Source organism: Paenibacillus sp. HJGM_3 (genome assembly GCF_045062745.1).
In the GTDB taxonomy this organism is placed as follows: Bacteria; Bacillota; Bacilli; order Paenibacillales; family NBRC-103111; genus Paenibacillus_AA.
Window position 1 is genome coordinate 201271 of sequence record NZ_JBJGED010000008.1, and the last position, 20384, is coordinate 221654.

Consider the following 20384-nt stretch of genomic DNA (forward strand, 5'->3'; position numbering starts at 1 on the left):
TTTATTTTGACAAGAAGGAGGTGTCGGTTCATGCTGCGTCGAATCTCCACCTGGCTAATACTCTGCTCAATCGTCCTGCTGTCGTCCGCTCCGCTCCCCATCACCCATGCCTCAGTCTCAACGGCTCGTGTTACTGTCAGCGACGATCCGGTCCGGATCAACGGGCAGCTGATGGACAACGCGCATGCGAAGTATCCCTTCCTAACGTACAAGGGGATCACCTATTTGCCTCTTACATGGGATAACGCCACTGCGCTCGGGATCCAACTCATGTGGAACGCAGAGAGCGGGCTGCAAATCTACAAACAAAACAACTACGTGCAAGGCTCATTCCCAGGCGGCATGAGACTACCGTTACAGCAGGATTTAAGCGTCCAGCGGCCGATTCCCATCAGCTACACCGCGGCCTTTTCCAATTATCCGATCTTCATTGCATCCCAAGCGGTCGACAACAGCCAGGAGGAATATCCATTCCTCGAATTTCAGGACATCACGTATATGCCGCTAACTTGGCATTTCGTGCATGACTTGCTGAAGCTCACGATATACTGGGACGCGATGAACGGGTTGAATGTGATTGGCGGCCAACGCCAAATTTTCGGGCAGCTCGTATGGGACGATGCGGATGATGTGTACATTCAGCCGGGGATTCGGGTGGACGATGATCATGTGATGCTGAAGATGAGCAAGTCTCTAACCGAGACCCCCATTTGGATGAACAAGTCTGAGGCCGAACAAATCCAAGATCAAATGAAGCTGACTCGGGAGAATGATCCGTATCGAGGGAAAGCGGTAAACCCGGATATTCGGGAGGATGGGCTTTACTACGAAGGACAAAAACTGCTGGAGGCGTCGGAGCTGGACGATCCGTCCAAGACGACGACTGTACAATTCGGGGCGACGCGGTTTGATCTAAGCGGCAACCGATATTTGTTAAGCGTGGCAAAGCGCAATATGGCTGCCGACCGATCCTTTTACACTTACCACCTATTCTTGTTCACGGATGGAAAAGCTGCCGAACTGAGCGGGCAGCCCGCGGCAAAAGTCATACCTATTCAAGGCGGCGGGTATTGGATCGCCTCGTACCCGGAATTTGGCCGCAGCATTAGACCCCAACAACTCGCGCGATTGGATTCCGAAGGACATTACGAGTCCTTGAATGTCCGCTGGAATGAATTGTCCTTGGCTATGCTAGGTTTAGGCAGTCCCAATACAGAATTCGGAGAACCGGGCTTCACAGACCCGCAAACCGCCGACGGTCAGATCTACGTGCAATTGATGGGCTACTCCCTTCAGAGAGAGCAGCCCCAATTTACGCCAGGCATTTACATGGTCGATCCGCAGCTGAAGCTGACGAAAGTGACTTCCGGAGCAGCCCTGGGCATGAGTGATTCCCGGCAATATTACGTCTCTAGCGACATGCAGTTGTATGCGCTCGAGCAAGACTTGAACAAGATATACAACCTGACTACCGAGCAAGCGGCGCTATGGTACGACTACGAGCTGGTGAAACCCGAATAAATAACGGCCAAACCCCCGACTTACATCCCCTGCGCTTCCTCAGGCGGCATGACGGGCAACGTCACCTCCACGACGGTGCCCCCGCCTGAGGCTTGCTGGAACTCAATCTGGCCCCGGTGTTCGCTGATGATCTGGAAGCTGACCATAAGCCCGAGCCCCGTTCCCTTTTCCTTCGTGCTATAAAACGGCTCGCCCAGCTTCCTGCGCAGCTCCTCGGAGATGCCTACGCCTTCGTCTTCGATTCTCACGGTCACATTACGATCCGTCCTGACATCGGCTTGAATATGAATCGTCCCCCCTTGCAGCATAGATTCGACGGCGTTCTTCAACAAGTTGACGAACACCTGCTTCAGCTTGTTCGCATCGGCATATATATCCGGCAGGTCGACCCCGTATTCCGCGGTAACGGCGATATTGCTCAAGTTCGCTTGCGCTTGGACGAGGGTCAGCACATGCTCGAGCAACGGCTGTAATGCGGTCCTGTGGTAAGTGCTCGTCTGCGGCTTGGCTAACAGCAGGAACTCGGTAATAATCCGTTCAATCTGGTCGATCTCGGTCAAGATGATCTCGCGGAAATCGGTATGCAGTCTGTTGTCCTGAGACAACTGAACGAATCCTTTGATCGCGGTGAGCGGATTGCGGATCTCATGCGCAACCCCGGCCGCCAAGTGGCCGGCGATGTTCAGCTTGTCCGAACGGCGGAGCAGCTCTTCGTCGCGCTTGCGATCCGTAATGTTGCGGGCGATGGCGGTAACGCCGACGATCCGCTCGCGCACCTTCATCGGGATCGTCGTCACGCTCAGCTCCACGACGGTACCGTCCTTGTGCAGCACACTCGTCTCCTGCTGATGCGGTTCCTCGCTCCTCATGAGCTCCGCCCATTCCGGCTCGTTATATAGGGAGTGGAAGATGCGGTCGGCAATGCCGGGACAATACAGCAATTCGCTGGCCGAGTATCCCGTCGACTCCAGGACCGAGGAATTGACGTTCTTCAGCTGTCCTTTCGCGTCGAAGGCCAGAATCATATCGGGGTTGTTGTTGAACAACGCCTTGTACTGAACGGTTGTAAGCTGGGCGGTCTCGATCGCCAGCATCCGGTCGATATAAGCCCCGATCAAAAGCAGGATGACCAGAATCGCGACCGCGATGCTGATGAGGATCGACAGCATGCCGGGCGCCAGCGTGAGCGCGAACAGCTCCGGTACGAAATGGCGGGAGTGGGCGCTATGAACCAACGCCGAATCCGAGGAGAGGAAGTGTGTGGCATACATGCCGGTATAATGCATGCTCGTCACGGCAACCCCCAATAGGACGGCCCCGCACAGTTTCCAATAAGGGGTGTTGATGGCCGAGGCCTGATTCTGCATACGAATCGTAACATAAAGGGCCAAGTAAGAAATCCCGATCGCGATCAGGATCGAGCACGCGAACGGGAGCAGCCGGTATTGAACGATGTAGGGGCTGTCGATCGCAGCCATCCCCACATAATGCATGGAGGCAATTCCGCAGCCCATCAGCATGCCGGCGACAAGGAAGCTATGGATACTGAGACTGCTTCGTCGAACGAGCAGCATCGAGAAGAATGAAGCGCAAATGGCCAGAAGCAGGGACAAAAGCGTAGGCATGACGCGATAGGAGAGCGGGAACGGAGTGCGCATGGCGAGCATGCCGATGAAATGCATCGTCCAGATCCCGATCCCCATCGCAACCGCGCTGCCCATCCGCCACCATTTCTGCGCCGGCCGGCCGGTGTAGAGGTTGGCGTAGCCTAACATATTGAGAGAAGAGTACGCCGATAGGATCGCGACCGCACAAGACAAGAGCACGAGCGAACCGCTGTAGCTTTTGATCGACAGGTCCTCCAGGTTCATCAGTAGCTCCTCCTTCCTGATGGAGACCGAGCAGCAGATTCAATCGTGTTCATGGTACACGGGTCGGCCGTTGTCGGGAAGTGCGCTACTGCCCTTTTTTGGCCTCCGGCGTCATAGGACTTTTTCCCCCGTCCTTCCAATATACCGCCACCTTGTCATATAACCCGTAATAGATGTTGCCGTACCGCAGATCGGGAGGCAGCTCATCCGCTAGCCGAATCTCCGCAATTTCGTACGCGGGAAGCTCGCCCAACCGCCGCACCTCCGCGACATACACCATGCCGAAGCTGCCATGAAGCGCATAGACGCCAACAGGGGTCAGTTCATACTCGAGCGCGCCCGTCTCTTCATACAGTTCGCGTCCGGCCGCCTGCGCATTCGTCTCGCCTTCCTCCCGCTTCCCGCCAGGCAGCTCCCAGACGGTCTGATTGCGGTTGCGAATGAGAATGAATTGCCCGTTCATCCTCGCGAAAATAACGGTGTACTTCAACAGCCGATCGTCCATCTCCACGAGGCCGTACCACTCCCCGCGAAGCTCCGTTTGCTGCAAAATCGTGGCGAGCGCTTCGGCCGTTCCGATCGGATACAGCTTGACCGCCGGATCGGGCGGTTCCCGGTCTCCCGCGTACAGCTCAGCCCCCTCATCCAGAAGCTGCCGGAGCGAAGCGCGCCGGGTGAGGCTGCCAATGACCTGCTCGCGGCTCAGTGTGAGCAGTCCCGCCACTTCGTCCGGCTTGAGCTCCCCGGGCTCCGTCAACAGCCGCGCCTGGTAAATGACAATGTGGTACACCCCTCCCGCTCTCGGGCTGCCGGGCAGGTGAATCATCTCGAAGATCGCGAGAGGCCGAACCGCATCACTCGCGTCCACGATGCGAAACGAGCCGTCAGTCCCAAGATAGAGCGTCTCCCCTGGGTAGGCGATATACTCGATTCGCGCCCCAATCTCCTCCATCGCTTCTCTCCGCCCGCAATCGAGCAAGCTCTCGCCCGGCTCCAGATGCCCTCCGATGCCGGCGAAGAACATTTCGCCGGCAGCAAGCCGATGTCGCGATCCCGCCAAGAAAAACATGTATGCCCCGGTTCCCGTCAAGAGAGCGAGGCCGACCCCGATCTCGGCATCCGCAGGGATATGATCGAGCACGGTGCTCATACGGCCCCTTCCTTCGCCGGATCGGCCGCTTTGTGGAAGCGGCGAACCTCGGCTAGCAGCGATCGCGGATCGAAGGAGCCCTTCTGCAGCACCGCGTTTACGTAGCCGTTCAATTGGAGCCGGTCCTCCGACGTGATCGTCTTCGCCGTTACAACGACGATCGGGATGGCGCTCCATGCCTCCCGCTTGCGCAGCTCGACGATGAACTGGAAGCCGTCCATCTCCGGCATCATCAGATCGAGCAGGATAAGCGCCGGCACCTCCTCCGCCACCCGGTCCAAGCCGATTCGCCCATTGCCGGCTTGCGTCACGACATAGCCTTCTTTGCGCAGCAGCTTCGTCATCATCTCGCTCGTCGTCTCGTCGTCCTCGATCACGAGGACGGTCTGCTCGCTCCGCTTCTCGATATATTTGTCCAAAATCCCCATCAATTGGTCCCGCTGCAGAGGCTTCGACAAAAATTCGGATGCCCCGAGCGAATAGCCGAGCTGCTTGTCATTCGTAACCGACCAGATCGCGACAGGGATGTCCTGAAGCCCCGGATCGCTCTTCAGCGCCGACAGCACGCTCCACCCGTCCATGCTCGGCATGAGAATGTCGAGCACGATCATCTTGGGCCGCAGCTTGCGCGCCAGCTTCAGCCCCTCCTGACCGCTCTCCGCGAAGGCGAGCTCCCAGCCCTCTTTGGCCAAGTACCGTTTGAGCAGCTGCTGATTGGACGGCTCGTCGTCGATCAGCAATATACTGGCTTCCGGGGTGTCGCCCGGCGTTTCGCCATCTGCCCGCTCATCGGCCCCGTCCGGCTGAGCCGCCGGTCCGGTATGCGCCGCAGGTTGCAGCGGAAGCCAGCAGGTGAAGGTGCTCCCGGTTCCCAGCTCGCTCTCCACCCGAATATCGCCGCCCATAATGTGGCAGAACTGCTGGCTGATCGCAAGGCCGAGACCGGTGCCGCCATATTGGCGCGTCGTCGAGCTGTCCGCCTGCGTGAACGGCTGGAACAGCTTCTCCGTCTGCTCGGGGGTCATGCCGATTCCGGTATCGCGAACACGGAAGATGAACCCGGTGGCCGGTCCTCTCGACTCGGCGAACACCTCGAAGCCAATCGTCCCGTCCTTCGTGAATTTGCTCGCATTGCTCAGCAGATTGAGCAAAATTTGCCTCAGCTTCGTGACGTCGACCGTCATGTTCCCGTCCTCCAGCCGCACGTCCAGCCGGTTGCCGTTCGCTTCGATGAGCGGTTTCACGGTCGTGATCACTTCCTGGGCGATGCCGACGACGCTGCACGGCTCGAAGTAAACCTCCATCTTGCCGGCCTCGATCTTGGAGATGTCCAGAATGTCGTTGATGAGCGCGAGCAAATGCTTCCCGGCTTTGCCGATCTTCGCGAGGTCTTCGGCGAACGCCGGCTCGCCCATATCTTCAGCTTCCTCCATGAGCATCTCGCTGTAGCCGATGATCGCGTTGAGCGGCGTCCTCAGCTCATGGCTCATATTGGCCAGAAACTGGCTCTTGACCCGATTCGCCTCGATCGCCGCGTCATGCGCCTGCTCGAGCTGGGCGGTGCGCTCCCGGACCAGCTCCTCCAGATGATTGTTCAGCTGCAGCAGCTCTTGATTTTTGGCATACAGCTCCTCGGTTTTGAGCTGGATTTCCGAGTCCTTGGACGACAACCGCTTGGAGATGAAAATGCCGAACAAGGACAATCCCAGCGTGAACAAAGTCCCGCCGGCGATGAAGTAACCGATCCATTTCTGGTCGAGCACGGTGCCGGAGACGACGGACGAAGCGTCAGGCATATGAAAATGCGCGGCCCACATGCCCGTATAGTGCATCCCCACAACGGCGGCTCCCATCACTAGACCGCTCCCGAGCTTCTTCCAAATCTCGCCGCGCTCCCCATCTTTGCGGAAATAAAACGCCAGCCACAACGCTGCGATCGAGGCGACGATGGCGATCAGGATGGAAAGAATAAAAATCGCGGGGCTGTAATTCATCGGGACGATCATGGCCGCCATGCCTATGTAATGCATCGCCGAGATGCCGGTCGCGAGCAGCAGTCCGCCGCCGATCAACCGCTTGATCGTCAACCGGTCCCGGCTTACGACGAACAGCGCGATGAACGAGGCGACGATCGCCGGAAGAATCGAGACGAGCACCCACTCGAGACTGTAGGCGACCGGCATCGGCAGCGAGAAGGCGAGCATCCCGACGAAATGCATCGACCAGATGCCCATCCCCATCACGACCGCGCCGAACGACAACCACAGCGAGCGGCTGCTTCCCCGCGTCGAGGTGACTCTTCCTGCCAAGTCCAGCACGGTGTATGAAGCCATAACCGCTACGACATACGAGAATACGACAAGCATCGAATCATAAGTACCCGCTACGTGTTCCAACCTAGATCCCTCTTTTCTCAAAAAAGCATATAGAAGTATTATACAATACGTTGCCTTCCAATTTGTTGATAGATTTCGAGGAACGCCAATAGGACGGCAATAAGATTGCCGTCCGATCGTTGAGAACCTAAGCCGGGTTATGGCCAACGATCTTGCCGTCAGGCGACAGAAGCTTCCCCCGGACGAAGCCAAGTCCAAGACCGCTTGCACAGATGCAGCGTCGCCCAGAACAGCAGCAGCGCATTGACCGGATGGAACGCCGCAATCATCCACCGTTCCGAGAAGAGCTGGGCGGACACATATTGCAGCGAGGTCATGCCGAAGACGATCAAGCTGAGCCACCTCAGCCAGCCCCGGATTCCCCCCGCGAAGGAGAGGAGGAACATAATCAAGGCTAACTTATCAAAATACCGGACGAATACGATATGAAGCTTCCAGCCCGACGCTTCGCCGAACACCCCCATCCCCGCGAAAAACGTTTGAACGACTACACTAAGCATCAGAAGCGCCGCCATGATTGCAAATAACGTTCTAGCCATCCTCTTCATCCCCATCTTCCCCTCTCTTGTGCGCTCACACGCGCGATACTCGTTTGCCCCAAGGCTTGAACACCGAGACGAACACCATGGAGACCAAAGACAACACTTGAAATACAAGGCCGAGCCACAGCTGCTGGTTGTTCATTACGAACGCCGGATCGTCCAGCGCCCGCATTCCTTCCTCCGCAATCATCGTCACGCCGTTCAAGCTCCAGTAGTAAAAGCCCACGACCCCGACCGCTACGGACAGCGCCGTCATTATGATCTTGTAGACGATCCAGTAATAGCGGAGGAGTCCCCAGTGCGTAAAAACCGACAGGATTACACCTGTGACGACCGATCCGATGCTGGAGGCGCGGATGCTGGAAGTGGCCAAGAGGTGCATCACCGTATAGCTGGCTCGAAGCACGTCCTCATCTTCCGTAACCAGAGAGGCGATGACGAGCACTACGATGACGGCGGTACAGCCGAGCAAGATGCCCGTAAACGTCAGATGGAGGCCGAGCATCGCTTTTTTCCAACCTGGAGACAATCTCTTCATCGCGAAACAACCTCCTCTCCCCTCAATTTCTACACATTGAACCTGTACCCGACGCCCCACACCGTGTCGATATACCGGGGCTTTGACGGATCCCGCTCGATTTTGTCCCGGAGCTTGCTGATGTGGACCGTGACCGTAGCGTTATCGCCCATCGCGTCCAGGCTCCAGATCCGTTCGAACAGCTCTTCCTTGCGAAAAACCCGGTTCGGATGCTGCACGAGGAAGAGCAATAGCTCAAACTCCTTGGTCGTGAACGGCACCTCGTCCTCCCGGACGTACACTTTGCGGGACCCCGTATCGATGCGCAGGCCGTCCAAGCGGATGATCTCCTGCCTATGTGAATCGTCTTCGTCCTTCCCAGCGCCCGAAGTCAACCGATCGAAGCGGGCGAGATGTGCCTTCACTCTGGCGACGAGCTCCCCGAGACTGAACGGCTTGATCATATAGTCATCCGCGCCCTGGCCGAAGCCGACGATCTTGTCGACTTCCTCTTTCTTGGCGGAGACGATCAAGATCGGGATGTTCTTGCGCTCCCGGACGCGCCGGCATATCTCGTATCCATCCAGGCCGGGCAGCATCAAATCGAGCAGGATGAGATCGATCGGCTCGTCAAGCGCCATCTGAAGCCCCTCATCCCCGTTCGCGGCGATCAGCACCCGATAGCCGGCCGCTTGCAAGTAATCCTGCTGCACTTCGGCAATGACGGCATCGTCTTCAATGATCAGAATCGTTCTTGTCGTCATGGTTCGCTCGGTCCTTTCGTCAGCTTCAGCTGAATCGTGATGCACATGCCTTCGCCCGGCGCGCTGTCCGCCCACACCCGTCCGCCGTGCTCGGCGACGATCTGCTCCACGATGGCGAGACCGAGTCCGCTGCCTCCGGTGTCCGCACTGCGCGCCGGATCGTCGCGATAGAAGCTCTCGAAGATGTGCGGCAGGCCGGCCCGATCCATGCCGGTCCCGTTGTCGCGAATGCTGACCGTCGCTTCGGTCGGGCCGGCCGTCAAGCGAATGTCGAGGCGCCGCGGCTCGTGCACCATGTACTTCACGCTGTTGTCCACGATGTTGAGCAGCACGCGGCGCAGCTTCTCGCGATCCGCCATTACGTAGACCGGACCTGAGCTCTCCGCCGCAAGGGACGTCTCCATCGCCGGCCTCGACGGATCCTGCCCCAGCTCGTCGACGAAAGATTCCAGGTAGGCATTCAGCTCCACCGGCTCCATATGAAACGGAACCTTCCCCATGTCCAGCTTCGAGAACAGGAACAACTCCTCGATCAGCCGGTTCATGTCCGAGGCCTTCCGCCGGATCATGCCGTAATACTTGCTCCTCTTCTCCGGCGTATCGGCGATTCCGTCCTGCAGCCCTTCCGCGCAATGGCTGATCGCCGTGATCGGCGTCTTCAGGTCGTGCGAGATGTGGGCGAGCAGCGCCTTGCGGTTGTCCTCGTAATGCAGTTGGGTGGCGATCGACTCCCGCAGGCGCAGCCGCATCTCCTCGAACGTCCGCCCGACATCGCCCAATTCATCCTTGCCCAAGTCGGTCAGCGGAACGTCTAGATTGCCTTCCTTGATATGCTGCGCCGCCTTGCCCAGGTCGCGGAGCGGGTTCAGAATGCTGCGCGAGACGAGCCATGTGAGGACACCGTTCGTGGCGCCTACGACGAGCAGGAGCATGAGGAAGAGAAGCGGAACGAATCGAAAGGGAGGCGGTATGTCGCCGGTGCGCGTGAGCACATAGAGCTCCCCGGAGCTCTGATCGGGGAAGGCGATCGGGCTGCGCGCCACGGTGTACGACTGCTCCTGCACCTTCAGTGCGGGGTGAAACCGCGGTGTTCCCGACTGCTCCGAATAGGCCCGAATACGCTCCAGGGTGCCTGCGCCCTGCAGAAAATCGGTGGCGTACACCGTCTGGCCGGCCCGCTCTACGACCAGACCCGACTGCCGGGCGGTTAGCTCGACATCGATGCTCCGGAGGAAGGCGCCGTCCAGAAGCCGGCCGGCGTCATACCGGGCGACGAACGCCAATCCGTCCCGAAGCTCGCTCGACGCGGCGAACGGATTGCCCCGGTCCGGTCCCCATCCGGGTGCAGTCCCCTCGTGCCGGAATACAAGCGAGAACAGCAGGATCGCGGTCGCCGCGAACACCAGGACCGGAATGGCGACCATGGCGGCATAGGACAGCAGCAGTTTTTTGCGAATGGACATGAGGCGTCCTCCTTCCCTTACTACTAGCTTAGCCCAAACGTATAAACGAGCCGTAAATGAAGTCTAAAAAAAGTATAAAATCGCTTCTACCGATACGCGAGCAAAAAAGAGCATCCACATGAATGTGAATGCTCTCGGGGTGATCTTACGGATGCTCGTTAAAAACCTTTACGCCTTCGCCGCCGGGTTCGGACGGTTCAGGAAGCGCCAGAACGAGCCGCCGAACAGATCGGCCACGTCGCGCTGAATCTCGGCTTGCTGGAGACTCCAGCCGGTGTCCATCAAGTCGCTGTACTTGTCGAATAGCACCTTCTCGATAATCGCACGGGAATGATCCCACTTGTAGATGAGTTGGTCCAGCACCCGGCAGTCGGAGTGCTGAGGCGTGACGCTGACGCCGAGCAGCTCGAAGCGCATGCGGGTCATCTCTTCGATCAGGCTCGGGTTGTTCAGGAACCACCAGCAGCCGAAGACGTGCAGATTGCGGAATTTGCGGGCCGCTACGGCCAAGCCGTGCTGATTCTCGCGGGCGAGCATCGTGCACAGGAACTTGTTGTCCGGGAACTGGGCGCAGAGACGTTCCACCGCACGGACGTCGCTCGGCCCAACGCTGTCGCCGGCATCGCCGAGCGCCGGGTTCACGCGCTTGTTCACGCCGATCATCATGGCGAACGGAATGTCGAATTCACGGGCGATCGGGAGGATGCACGTCTCGATGACGCGACCGCGCGGCGATTCTTCCGGGAACTGGAACGACGGCGGCAGCGAGACCGCCATATAGAGCGGGTTCATCCGGCGAATCCAATCGCGCAGGAACGATTGCACGCCTTGGATCGTCTTCTCGCTGAACGCTTCTTCTACCGAATAGCCCCACGTCTTCAAGCGCGGCCACGTTGTGTCCCAGGCATTCAGCAGCGGATCCAGGCGAAGCGCGGTATGGAAACGCGGATCGATCTCCCCGATCGTCTCCCACACTTCGCGCTCTTCGTCGACGAACGGGTCGTTTGTCATGCACACCGTATTGACGCCCGATAGCTTGAAAACGAGCTTCAAATACTCCGTAGTGCTCATCGAAGCGAAGAAGGCCCGGTATGCGTTCAGATCGCGGGTGCTCACATCGAGACCAAGCCGGCTCAGCACCGTCAATACGCCTCGGCAAGCTTCGCTGTACGGCGAATGCTCGATGAACAGCGTCTGCCAGACGAGATCCGCCTGCTCCGTCTTGGACATCGCCCAGAACGCTTCATAAGAGAGCTCGGGCTGAAACCGGAACGTCTCCGCCACCAGGTAGTGATACGTGAGCAGCTCATCGATCCCCCACAGCAGCAAACCCCCGAAATCCTCGGTGAACAAGTGGGAGTGAATGTCCGTAATGGGCGTCGTTTGAATCGTGTCATGCAAAAAAGAACGAAGCTGGTCCTTCGATTGAATCGTCTGAATCGACATGTGCATGTCCTCCCCATCTGATTTTGACCCTCATAACCTACCCTATTTTTAAGCTTCCGTCAATGGAAGAATTCAAGGCAGCCTATGGTTTATTTCGCATCCGCGGCACAGCGGAAGCCGATGTTGCTCGCCGAGCTGTCCGGCGTATTGGAGCTGCGGGCGGCGACCCGGTATCGGTTGCAATACGACTTGTGGCACAGGAACGAGCCTCCGCGCATCGAACGACGGTCTCCCTTCGCCGGCCCCTTCGGGTTATCTCGCGGCTCCGTGGAATAGGCGGTCGGGCTGAACCAATCCTCCGTCCACTCCCAGACGTTGCCCGATACGTTGAACAGCCCATAGCCGTTCGGCGGGAACGACCGGGCGGGCGCGGTGCCGACGTAACCGTCTCTCGCCGTATTTTTCTCCGGGAACGTACCTTGCCATATGTTGCACATATGCTTCCCGTCCGGGGTAAGGTCGTTGCCCCACGGGAATATCGCCTGGTCGAGACCGCCGCGGGCCGCGTATTCCCACTCCGCCTCGGTCAAGAGCCGCTTCCCCGCCCATCGGGCATAAGCCGCCGCATCGTTCCAGGAGATGTGCACGACCGGATGGTCCAGACGGGTCTCCACGTTCGTGCCGGGGCCCTCCGGCTGGTACCAGTAAGCCTCCTTCACGGCGTACCACCAGGGAGTTCCTTGCGGAGCGCCCATAATGAGCCGTCGATTGGCGGGTGCCAGGAACGGAGCGAACACGTACGACCACCCGAACCGTTCCGCCTCGGTCTTGTACCGTGTCGCCCGGACGAATTCGTCGAACTGGGCGTTCGTGACCGTGCAGACGTCCACGTAAAAAGGGTCCAGCCGCACTTCGTGCACCGGTCCCTCGCCGTCTGCGGGAAAGCCGTCCTTTCCCCCATTGCCCATTCGGAACGTTCCGCCGGGGATGAGCACCATCCCTTCCTCCTCGTCCCGCGGGCGCCCGCCTGCGCTCTCCTCGGGCCCCGCATCCGATGTTCCGATCGACTGGAAGGCCTCGCGGCTTGTGGAGCAGCAGGAGCCTTTGACAGTGTCTGACATGCCGGGTGAACCTCCTCTCTCGGATGATCTTTAACCACCATCTTATCACATTTGGCCAGGCCCATGAAGAGTTAGACCGCGCGAACCAAAAAGGCGACCTCATGGTCGCCTTTCTGGCATGTTCTATCGGCATTTAAACTGACGGACGGCCGCCGCATTCCTCGATGACGCGCTGCGCCCGGGACTGGACGAGCTCGCTCACCTCGGCGGTCAGCCGGCTGCCCCCGACGGACAATTCCTCGCTCGCTTCCGTATCGTACCGGTCCACCCGCACGCTGGCCGCCCGTAACGCCTGGAGCTTGGCCGCTGCGGATGCGGCTTGCTCGGCACTCGCGAACAGTGCAGACATCGTGACGTTTTTCATGATGGCTGCCTGCCCGCTACAGATCCCGGTCGGTGTACAGCTCCGCGCGTTCGTCGGCTTCCTCAGCCCGCTGCTGAGCCTCGCGATCGTTTTCGTCCGCTAATGCTTCGGAGAATTCCACGTCTTCGTTTTTGCCGATCGGCAGCTGTCCGCCCGTTTGATAGTCGTTCTCGTACATCGTCATCCCTCCGCTGGATTCATACTATGGCGCTCTGAATAGGACTGGCATAGTATGCATCCAATGGCAACCAATTATGCACGAAACCCGTCGGCCGTAGGAGGGGGATCCGGCGCCTCCTTGTCCCCACGGCTGCGCCACCAATTCCGGGCGAGATCGGCCAAGATCAGCAGAACGCCGACATTCAGGAACAAATCGGCCATATTCATAATCCCCCCGCGGGAACCGAAAACGAGGAAATCCGTCACCTTGCCATACACGATCCGGTCCCACGTATTGCCGATGGCGCCGCCGACGAGGAACGCCGCTCCGCTCTGCAGCAGCCAGCCTTGCAGGTGGCCTTTCCGGCGAAAATAAAGCGCACCCGCCACGAACAACACGCCCACGACGATAAAATAACGGCCAAACCCTTGAAACGAACTTCCCGCCGCTCCCGTATTCTCGAAGTGCAAAAACGAGACGTACGGCTCCCAGACGGCCTTCGTCTCCCCGACCTGCAGGTTCGCGCGAACCCACAGCTTGGACAGGCGATCGACCGCGGCCGTCAGGAGAATGATCGTGTAAAACAACATAGAGCCGCTCCTTTCGGATTTAGTCGCCGCGAAACGCCCTCTTCATTTTGTCGAACAACGATTCATGCTGCTCTTGGGTATCTTCGCCGTTCAACCCGCCGAACTCCCGAAGCAGATCCTTCTGCGCCTCCGTCAACGATGTCGGCGTTACAACGACTACTTTCACGTGCTGGTCGCCTTGCCCATAGCCACGCAAGCGCGGCACCCCTTTGCCTTTCAGGCGGAAGTAGGTCCCCGTCTGGGTGCCAGCCGGAATTTTCAGCTTCACCTTCTCGGTCATCGTCGGGATCTCGATCTCATCGCCCAGCGCCGCCTGGACGAACGTCAGGGGCACTTCGCAGTAGATGTCGTCCCCGTCGCGCTCGAAAAATTCGTGCGGCTTCACGCGGATGACGATGAACAGATCTCCGGGAGGCCCGCCCTTCGTGCCGCCTTCGCCTTCTCCGGACACGCGCAGCTGCGCGCCTTCGTCGACGCCGGCCGGAATCTTGACGTTGATCTTGCGCTGCTTCTTCACCTTGCCCGAGCCGTGGCATGTGCCGCACTTGTCCTTGATAATCGTGCCTTGCCCGTTACAGGCGGAGCAGACGCGACGGTTCACAATGCGGCCGAACGCGGTGTTCTGCACGACCTCCTGCTGCCCGGATCCCCGGCAGACGGAACAAGTCTCCGGCTTCGTCCCCGGTTTCGCCCCGGACCCATGACACGTGTCGCACGATTCGGTGCGCGGGATCGTGATCTCCAGCTCTTTGCCGAACACCGCTTCCTTGAACTCGATCTGCATCGTATATTGCAGGTCGGCTCCCCGCTGCGGGGCGTTCGGATTGCGGCGCTGCTGGCCGCCTCCGCCGAAGAACATATCGAAGATGTCGCCGAAGCCGCCGAAGTCCTGACCGCCGAAGCCGCCTTGCTGATTCGGGTCCACATGGCCGAATTGATCGTAGGTGGATCGCTTCTGATCGTCGCTCAGAACGTCATAAGCTTCCTTCACTTCCTTGAATTTCTGCTCCGCGTCGGAGGCTTTGTTCACGTCCGGGTGATATTGGCGCGCCAGCTTCCGATACGCTTTTTTGATCTCGTCTTCCGACGCACCCTTATCGACGCCGAGCACCTCATAGTAATCCCGCTTGCTCACCGTTTCTACCTCCCAATAGCTGCTATAGCATCTGCGAACGCCGAAACGGAAGCCGGGCCAGGGCATAACCCGCCCCTGGCGCCAGCTTCCGATCCGCCGGACTGAAAAGCCTTATTTCTTGTCGTCTACGACTTCGTAATCGGCGTCCACGACGTTGTCCTTCTTCGCATCTCCGCCGGCCGCGCCGCCTGCTGCGCCTTCCGCCCCTTGGGCGGCTTGAGCCGCTTGCTCGTACAGCTTCACGGACAGCTGCTGCACGACTTCGGACAGCTCTTCGGACGCTTTGTTGATCGCCTCGAGGTCGTTTCCTTCCAGCGCCTGTTTCAGCTTATCCTTAGCCGCGTTCGCCTTGTCGATTTCGCCTTGGTCGACCTTGTCGCCCAAATCCTTCAGCGTCTTCTCGGTCGAGTAGATCAGCTGGTCGGCCTGGTTGCGGGCTTCGACCGTTTCTTTGCGTTTGCGGTCTTCTTCGGCGTGGGCTTCCGCTTCCTTCATCATTTTATCGATCTCCGCGTCGGTCAAGCCGCTGGAGGACGTGATCGTAATCTTTTGGCTCTTGCCGGTTCCCTTATCCAAGGCCGACACGTTCACGATCCCGTTCGCATCGATGTCGAAGGTGACTTCGATCTGCGGAATGCCGCGCGGCGCCGGAGGAATGTCGCCCAGCATGAAGCGGCCGAGCGTCTTGTTGTCCGCCGCCATCGAGCGCTCGCCCTGAAGGACATGAATCTCTACGCTCGTCTGATTGTCGGCATAGGTCGAGAACACCTGCGATTTGCTCGTCGGGATCGTCGTGTTGCGATCGATCATTCTCGTGAACACGCCGCCCGCGGTTTCGATTCCGAGGGACAATGGCGTCACGTCGAGCAGGACTACGTCCTTCACGTCGCCGGTCAGGACGCCCGCTTGGATCGCCGCGCCGAGCGCTACGACTTCGTCCGGGTTCACGCCCTTGTGAGGCTCTTTACCGATCAGCTTCTTGATCGCTTCCTGTACGGCCGGGATCCGAGTGGAGCCGCCGACCAGGACGACCTTGTTGATTTCGTTCGCGCTAAGGCCGGCATCGCTGAGCGCTTGACGCGTAGGACCGAGCGTGCGCTCTACGAGGCTCACGGTCAGCTCTTCGAATTTGGCGCGGGTAAGGTTGACCTCCAAGTGCTGCGGCACGCCGTCCACAACCGTGATGAACGGAAGGGAGATCGTCGTCGTGAGCACGGTGGACAATTCTTTCTTCGCCTTCTCCGCGGCGTCTTTCAAGCGTTGAACGGCCGCTTTGTCCTTCGCCAGGTCAATGCCGTGCTCCTTCTTGAATTCGGCCGCCAAGTAGTCGATGATCGCTTGGTCGAAGTCGTCGCCGCCCAGCTTGTTGTCGCCGCTCGTCGCCTTTACTTCGAAGAAGCCGTCGCCCAGCTCCAGAATCGAGACGTCGAACGTTCCGCCGCCCAAGTCATAGACGAGAATCGTCTGGTCTTCGGTCTTCTCCAAGCCGTAGGCCAATGCAGCCGCCGTAGGCTCGTTGACGATCCGCAGCACTTCCAGGCCGGCAATCTTCCCCGCGTCCTTCGTCGCTTGACGTTGGCTGTCGTTGAAGTAGGCCGGTACGGTGATGACGGCTTGCGTGACCGTGCTGCCCAGGTAAGCTTCCGCGTCGGCTTTCAGCTTTTGCAGGATCATAGCGGAAATTTCTTGAGGCGTGTATTCGTTGTTGTCAATCTTCGTCTTGTGGTTCGTGCCCATGTGGCGCTTGATCGAGATGACCGTGCGGTCCGGATTCGTGATCGCTTGACGCTTCGCAGTTTCCCCTACGACGCGCTCGCCGTCCTTCTTGAACCCGACGACCGAAGGGGTCGTGCGGTTGCCTTCCACGTTCGCGATGACGACGGCTTCGCCGCCTTCCATGACCGCTACGCAAGAGTTCGTTGTGCCTAAATCGATACCGATAACTTTGGACATTAGTTGAACCTCCTAAGGGTTAATGTTCGGGTTGGTTATTGGCTGACCTTAACCATCGCTGGACGCAACACTTTATCTTTTAATACATACCCTTTTTGAACCTCTTCTACTACGATGCCTTCCTCGTGCTCGTCGGATTCCACCTGCATGATCGCTTGGTGGAACTCGGGATTGAACGGCTGGCCGACTGCGTTCATCGGCGCGAGCCCCTCGTTCGCGAGCACTTGCTCCAGCTGGCGGAAGATCATGTCGACGCCCTTCTGCAGCGCGTCCACATCCTTCGCTTCGCGGGAAGCTCCGATCGCACGCTCGAAGTTGTCGACGATCGGGAGCAGCTGCTCGATCAGCTTCGCCGAAGCGTACTTCGCGAAATCTTCCTTCTCCTGGCGGGAACGCCGGCGGAAGTTGTCGAAGTCCGCTTGGGTGCGCAAGTAGCGCTGATAATTCTCGTCGGCCAGCTTGCGCTGGGCTTCGAGCTCCTGCGCGAGCGGATTCGCGGCCGCTTCCTCACCACCGCTTTCCTGCTCGAAGCCGGTTTCGGCTTGTGCCGCCTCCGCTTCCGTCGCCTTCGCGTTATTTGAACCTTCCAGGTGGTCTTCCGTAGGGGTAGCTTGCTTCGTTTCCATCGTTTCGGTTACAGTCGGATCTTGCTCTTTCACCTTTCAGTTCACCTCCTTGTCCTAATCCGGTTATGTTCTCTATGCCTTGCTTATGGATCTGCGCGATGGGCGTGATGGTGGAACCTTTATGCTCAAACGGTTACCCGTTCTCACTCGACTTCATCTTGATGACCGTATGGATGCGCAGCACGGCGGCCGCCACTTCGCCTGCGGCGAGCAGCGCGTGAATCTTCACGGGAGCGGGGTCGACGATGCCCCGCTCCAACACGTCCATGAGCCGTCCCGTGTCGCAATCGACGGCGATGCTGTCCGACTGCGCCGCGAGCTGAGCCGCCCGCACCTGCTCGACCTGCTCGAGCGGGTTGAACCCGGCGTTCAGCACCATCTGCGCGAGCGGCTTCTGCAGCGCGGCGACGACGGCGGCGACGCCGAACGCCTCCATGCCCTTGACCGTCTCGCGATAGCGGTCAAGCTCGTGGGCGGCGGCGAGCTCAACCGCGCCGCCGCCGGGCAAGTAGCCGCCGCGCACGGCGGCCTGCACCGCCGAGGCGGCGTCGCGGGCGATGCGCGCCCGCTCGCCGACGACTTCGGCGGTGCTCCCGCCGACGAGCACGGTCGCGGCGGGCAGGCCGGCGCCGCCGGCGAGGCGTACCTGCTCGATCCGCGCGTCGTAGCGGATCGTGGCGCAGGCGCCGAGGTACGGCGCGAGCTCGGCCGACGCCTTCTTCAGCACCGAGCGGCGGATCGGCCGCGCGCCGGTGTGGTCGCAGATGCGCTGCAGGTCGCGCTTCGGCACGCGCTGCAGCACGATGATGCCATGGTCGGCGCAAAACTGCTCCGCCTCCTGGTCGACCCCGCGGTCGACGGCGACGAATCCGATGCCGAGCTCGAGCAGCTTATCCAGATTCGTCTTGAACTCTTCCTTCAGCTGCAAATACCGGTGGAACCCGGCCTCCGTCACCATCGCTTCCTCGTCCTGCTTCTCCGGCTCCAGGCCGTCGTGCAGCACGAGCACCCGCGGCCGCTCGCGCTCCACCGCGAGCATCTGGGCGTGGATCGGCTTGTGCTTCAGCAGCAAGCCGGTCCACACCTCGGAGAGCGGCTTGTCGTGCGCGACGATCGCGTCCGCGAACCGGTGCTCCTCGCCGCTCAGCGCGTCTACGCCGAGCCGGTCGGCGGCGGCCATGACGAGCTCGGCCAGCTGCCGGTCCTCGCGCGCCGCCACGTGGGCGACCCGGTACAGCCTCGGGTCGCCCAAGCCTTCGATCGGCCGGCTCCGGGCCTGCAGCATCTCGGCGGCGAGCCGGACGCCTTCCTGCATCCCGGTGACGACCTTCGACACGGGCACGCCCCGCGTCACCTGGCCGACACCCTCGGCCACGAGGGCGCCGGCCAGCACCGTCGCCGTCGTCGTGCCGTCGCCGACGCGCTCCTGCTGCGACTTCGCGACCTGCACGAGCATGCGCGCCGCCGGGTGCGTGACGTCCATCTGCTGCAGAATCGTCGCTCCGTCGTTCGTGACTAGCACCTCGCCGCCCGGGCCGACGAGCATCGTATCGAGCCCCTTCGGGCCAAGCGTGCCTTCCACCGCCGAGCAGATGGCCCGAATGGCCCCCGCATTGTTCAGCAGCGTGGCATACCGCTCTTCGCTGTCCGCATTCCCCTGCTTCATCCGATTCGCATCCCCTACTGCATCACTTTGGCGTTAACTTCCCGATTACTTGTACCAGCGGCCCAGCAAGACCGCCATATCCTTCGAGAGCACATCGAGCAAGCTGATCACTTTGCCATATTCCATGCGTGTCGGTCCCATGATGCCGATCGTGCCTAGCGTACGTCCGTCAATCGAGTATGTGGCTGTGATCAAGCTGCACGTATTCATTGCTTCTACGGTGTTCTCCGTTCCGATTCGCACTTGAATGCCGTCGGAGGTGGCGGACACGAGCCGCATCAGCGTCTGGGTCTCGTCGAACAGATCGAGAATGCTCTTGACCTTGCCCACGTCCCGGAACTCCGGCTGCGTCAGCATGTTCGTAGCGCCGCTGATGAAGATGCGGTCATCCTCGTCGTGCAGCAGCACGCCTTCGATCAAGCTCACCAATTCTTCGTACTGCGTCGAGTAATGGCTGAGCTCCGCGCCGATCTCATTGTACAGCTTCGACTTGAAATGCAAGAGCGGCACGCCCGTCATCCGCGCATTCAGCATGTTCACGACCCGCTCCATCTCCGACATCGAGACGCCGTCCGGGATCATGACGACCTTATTCTCGACGTGGCCGGTGTTCGTGACGACGATCACGACGGCGGATTGGTCGTTCAGCGGGATCATCTGCACATGCTTGAGCGTCGTCCCCATCAGCTCGGGACCCAAGACGATCGACGTATAATTCGTCAAGCTGGATAGAATGACGGCCACGTGCTGAATCGCGCGCTCCATCTCATCCAGCTTCTCCGCGAAAAACTGCTTGATGACCTCGAGCTCCTGTCTCGACAGGTTGCCCCGCTTCACCAGATGGTCGACATAATAGCGATAGCCTTTATTAGAAGGAATACGGCCGGCAGAAGTATGGGGCTGCTCGAGAAAGCCGAGCTCCTCCAGATCCGACATCTCGTTGCGGATCGTCGCCGGACTGAAGCTGACGTCGGTGCGCTTGGAGATCGTACGGGATCCGACCGGTTCGGCCGACCGAATATAGTCATCCACGATGGCGCTAAGTATTAATCTCTGACGTTCCGATAACATATGGCCGCCCTCCCTGCAGGTCCCATGCGTTACGCTGGTGTATTTCCCCTCATCGTTAGCACTCGAGCGAAAGGAGTGCTAATTCCTA

18 protein-coding genes are annotated in these 20384 nt (G+C 59.5%); 1 reads left to right on the forward strand and 17 read right to left on the reverse strand.

All coding sequences use genetic code 11. The annotated features are described in order from the left end of the window. Positions 1–30: 30 nt before the first annotated feature. On the forward strand, positions 31–1521 hold the full coding sequence (locus ACI5FR_RS11890) for a hypothetical protein (protein ID WP_405454650.1): 1491 nt from the start codon (positions 31–33) through the stop codon (positions 1519–1521). A 20-nt stretch (positions 1522–1541) separates the two neighbouring features. Here ACI5FR_RS11890 and ACI5FR_RS11895 read toward each other — a convergent pair whose 3' ends face one another. The 17 genes from ACI5FR_RS11895 to hrcA form a co-directional block, all read right to left on the reverse strand. Beyond that, positions 1542–3392 carry an MHYT domain-containing protein gene (locus ACI5FR_RS11895; protein WP_405454652.1) on the reverse strand — a complete coding sequence of 617 codons (1851 nt, stop codon included), beginning with the start codon at positions 3390–3392 and terminating at the stop codon, positions 1542–1544. A gap of 85 nt (positions 3393–3477) precedes the next feature. Beyond that, positions 3478–4542, reverse strand: a complete 1065-nt coding sequence (locus ACI5FR_RS11900; RefSeq protein WP_405454653.1) for an NUDIX domain-containing protein — start codon at positions 4540–4542, stop codon at positions 3478–3480. Next, on the reverse strand, positions 4539–6938 hold the full coding sequence (locus tag ACI5FR_RS11905) for an MHYT domain-containing protein (protein WP_405454655.1): 2400 nt from the start codon (positions 6936–6938) through the stop codon (positions 4539–4541). The genes ACI5FR_RS11900 and ACI5FR_RS11905 overlap by 4 nt, the downstream gene beginning before the upstream one ends. 158 nt (positions 6939–7096) lie before the next feature. Then, positions 7097–7477, reverse strand: a complete 381-nt coding sequence (locus ACI5FR_RS11910; protein WP_405454657.1) for a DUF6220 domain-containing protein — start codon at positions 7475–7477, stop codon at positions 7097–7099. Between the two features lie 34 nt (positions 7478–7511). Next, a complete protein-coding gene (locus ACI5FR_RS11915; protein ID WP_405454659.1) occupies positions 7512–8018 on the reverse strand; it encodes a hypothetical protein in 507 nt (168 codons plus the stop codon). A 29-nt stretch (positions 8019–8047) separates the two neighbouring features. After that, on the reverse strand, positions 8048–8761 hold the full coding sequence (locus ACI5FR_RS11920; protein ID WP_405454660.1) for a response regulator transcription factor: 714 nt from the start codon (positions 8759–8761) through the stop codon (positions 8048–8050). Beyond that, entirely contained in the window at positions 8758–10224 is a 1467-nt protein-coding gene (locus ACI5FR_RS11925; RefSeq protein WP_405454661.1) for a sensor histidine kinase, read from the reverse strand. Before ACI5FR_RS11925 ends, ACI5FR_RS11920 begins: the two co-directional genes overlap by 4 nt. A gap of 168 nt (positions 10225–10392) precedes the next feature. Beyond that, a complete protein-coding gene (locus ACI5FR_RS11930; RefSeq protein WP_405454663.1) occupies positions 10393–11670 on the reverse strand; it encodes a glucuronate isomerase in 1278 nt (425 codons plus the stop codon). Positions 11671–11759: 89 nt separating this feature from the next. Then, complete coding sequence (locus ACI5FR_RS11935; RefSeq protein WP_405454665.1) at positions 11760–12731, reverse strand: formylglycine-generating enzyme family protein; 972 nt, start codon at positions 12729–12731, stop codon at positions 11760–11762. A gap of 133 nt (positions 12732–12864) precedes the next feature. After that, positions 12865–13095: a hypothetical protein gene (locus tag ACI5FR_RS11940; protein ID WP_405454667.1), complete on the reverse strand. Its 231-nt coding sequence runs from the start codon at positions 13093–13095 to the stop codon at positions 12865–12867. Positions 13096–13111: 16 nt separating this feature from the next. Next, positions 13112–13273 (reverse strand): YfhD family protein, encoded by a 162-nt coding sequence (locus ACI5FR_RS11945; RefSeq protein ID WP_405454669.1) that lies wholly within the window; start codon positions 13271–13273, stop codon positions 13112–13114. A gap of 74 nt (positions 13274–13347) precedes the next feature. Continuing rightward, a complete protein-coding gene (gene lspA / locus ACI5FR_RS11950; RefSeq protein WP_405454671.1) occupies positions 13348–13845 on the reverse strand; it encodes a signal peptidase II in 498 nt (165 codons plus the stop codon). Between the two features lie 19 nt (positions 13846–13864). Further along, positions 13865–14980, reverse strand: coding sequence for a molecular chaperone DnaJ (gene dnaJ, locus ACI5FR_RS11955; RefSeq protein ID WP_405454673.1), 1116 nt, complete (start codon positions 14978–14980; stop codon positions 13865–13867). Positions 14981–15091: 111 nt separating this feature from the next. After that, a complete protein-coding gene (gene dnaK / locus ACI5FR_RS11960) occupies positions 15092–16933 on the reverse strand; it encodes a molecular chaperone DnaK (RefSeq protein ID WP_405454675.1) in 1842 nt (613 codons plus the stop codon). 35 nt (positions 16934–16968) lie between these two features. Then, positions 16969–17592 carry a nucleotide exchange factor GrpE gene (gene grpE, locus ACI5FR_RS11965; protein WP_405454677.1) on the reverse strand — a complete coding sequence of 208 codons (624 nt, stop codon included), beginning with the start codon at positions 17590–17592 and terminating at the stop codon, positions 16969–16971. Between the two features lie 100 nt (positions 17593–17692). Further along, positions 17693–19225, reverse strand: a complete 1533-nt coding sequence (locus tag ACI5FR_RS11970) for a TCP-1/cpn60 chaperonin family protein (protein ID WP_405454679.1) — start codon at positions 19223–19225, stop codon at positions 17693–17695. Between the two features lie 45 nt (positions 19226–19270). Continuing rightward, entirely contained in the window at positions 19271–20296 is a 1026-nt protein-coding gene (gene hrcA, locus ACI5FR_RS11975) for a heat-inducible transcriptional repressor HrcA (protein WP_405454681.1), read from the reverse strand. Between the last annotated feature and the right edge of the window lie 88 nt (positions 20297–20384).

Bases quoted from the DNA above. Each gene is read 5' to 3' on its own strand.
- ACI5FR_RS11945 (WP_405454669.1), bottom strand. From the start codon at position 13,273: ATGTACGAGAACGACTATCAAACGGGCGGACAGCTGCCGATCGGCAAA.
- ACI5FR_RS11915 (WP_405454659.1), bottom strand. From the start codon at position 8,018: ATGAAGAGATTGTCTCCAGGTTGGAAAAAAGCGATGCTCGGCCTCCAT.
- ACI5FR_RS11935 (WP_405454665.1), bottom strand. From the start codon at position 12,731: ATGTCAGACACTGTCAAAGGCTCCTGCTGCTCCACAAGCCGCGAGGCC.
- ACI5FR_RS11920 (WP_405454660.1), bottom strand. From the start codon at position 8,761: ATGACGACAAGAACGATTCTGATCATTGAAGACGATGCCGTCATTGCC.
- ACI5FR_RS11925 (WP_405454661.1), bottom strand. From the start codon at position 10,224: ATGTCCATTCGCAAAAAACTGCTGCTGTCCTATGCCGCCATGGTCGCC.
- ACI5FR_RS11940 (WP_405454667.1), bottom strand. From the start codon at position 13,095: ATGAAAAACGTCACGATGTCTGCACTGTTCGCGAGTGCCGAGCAAGCC.
- hrcA (WP_405454681.1), bottom strand. From the start codon at position 20,296: ATGTTATCGGAACGTCAGAGATTAATACTTAGCGCCATCGTGGATGAC.
- dnaK (WP_405454675.1), bottom strand. From the start codon at position 16,933: ATGTCCAAAGTTATCGGTATCGATTTAGGCACAACGAACTCTTGCGTA.
- lspA (WP_405454671.1), bottom strand. From the start codon at position 13,845: ATGTTGTTTTACACGATCATTCTCCTGACGGCCGCGGTCGATCGCCTG.
- ACI5FR_RS11895 (WP_405454652.1), bottom strand. From the start codon at position 3,392: ATGAACCTGGAGGACCTGTCGATCAAAAGCTACAGCGGTTCGCTCGTG.
- ACI5FR_RS11890 (WP_405454650.1), top strand. From the start codon at position 31: ATGCTGCGTCGAATCTCCACCTGGCTAATACTCTGCTCAATCGTCCTG.
- ACI5FR_RS11910 (WP_405454657.1), bottom strand. From the start codon at position 7,477: ATGGCTAGAACGTTATTTGCAATCATGGCGGCGCTTCTGATGCTTAGT.
- ACI5FR_RS11970 (WP_405454679.1), bottom strand. From the start codon at position 19,225: ATGAAGCAGGGGAATGCGGACAGCGAAGAGCGGTATGCCACGCTGCTG.
- ACI5FR_RS11930 (WP_405454663.1), bottom strand. From the start codon at position 11,670: ATGTCGATTCAGACGATTCAATCGAAGGACCAGCTTCGTTCTTTTTTG.
- ACI5FR_RS11900 (WP_405454653.1), bottom strand. From the start codon at position 4,542: ATGAGCACCGTGCTCGATCATATCCCTGCGGATGCCGAGATCGGGGTC.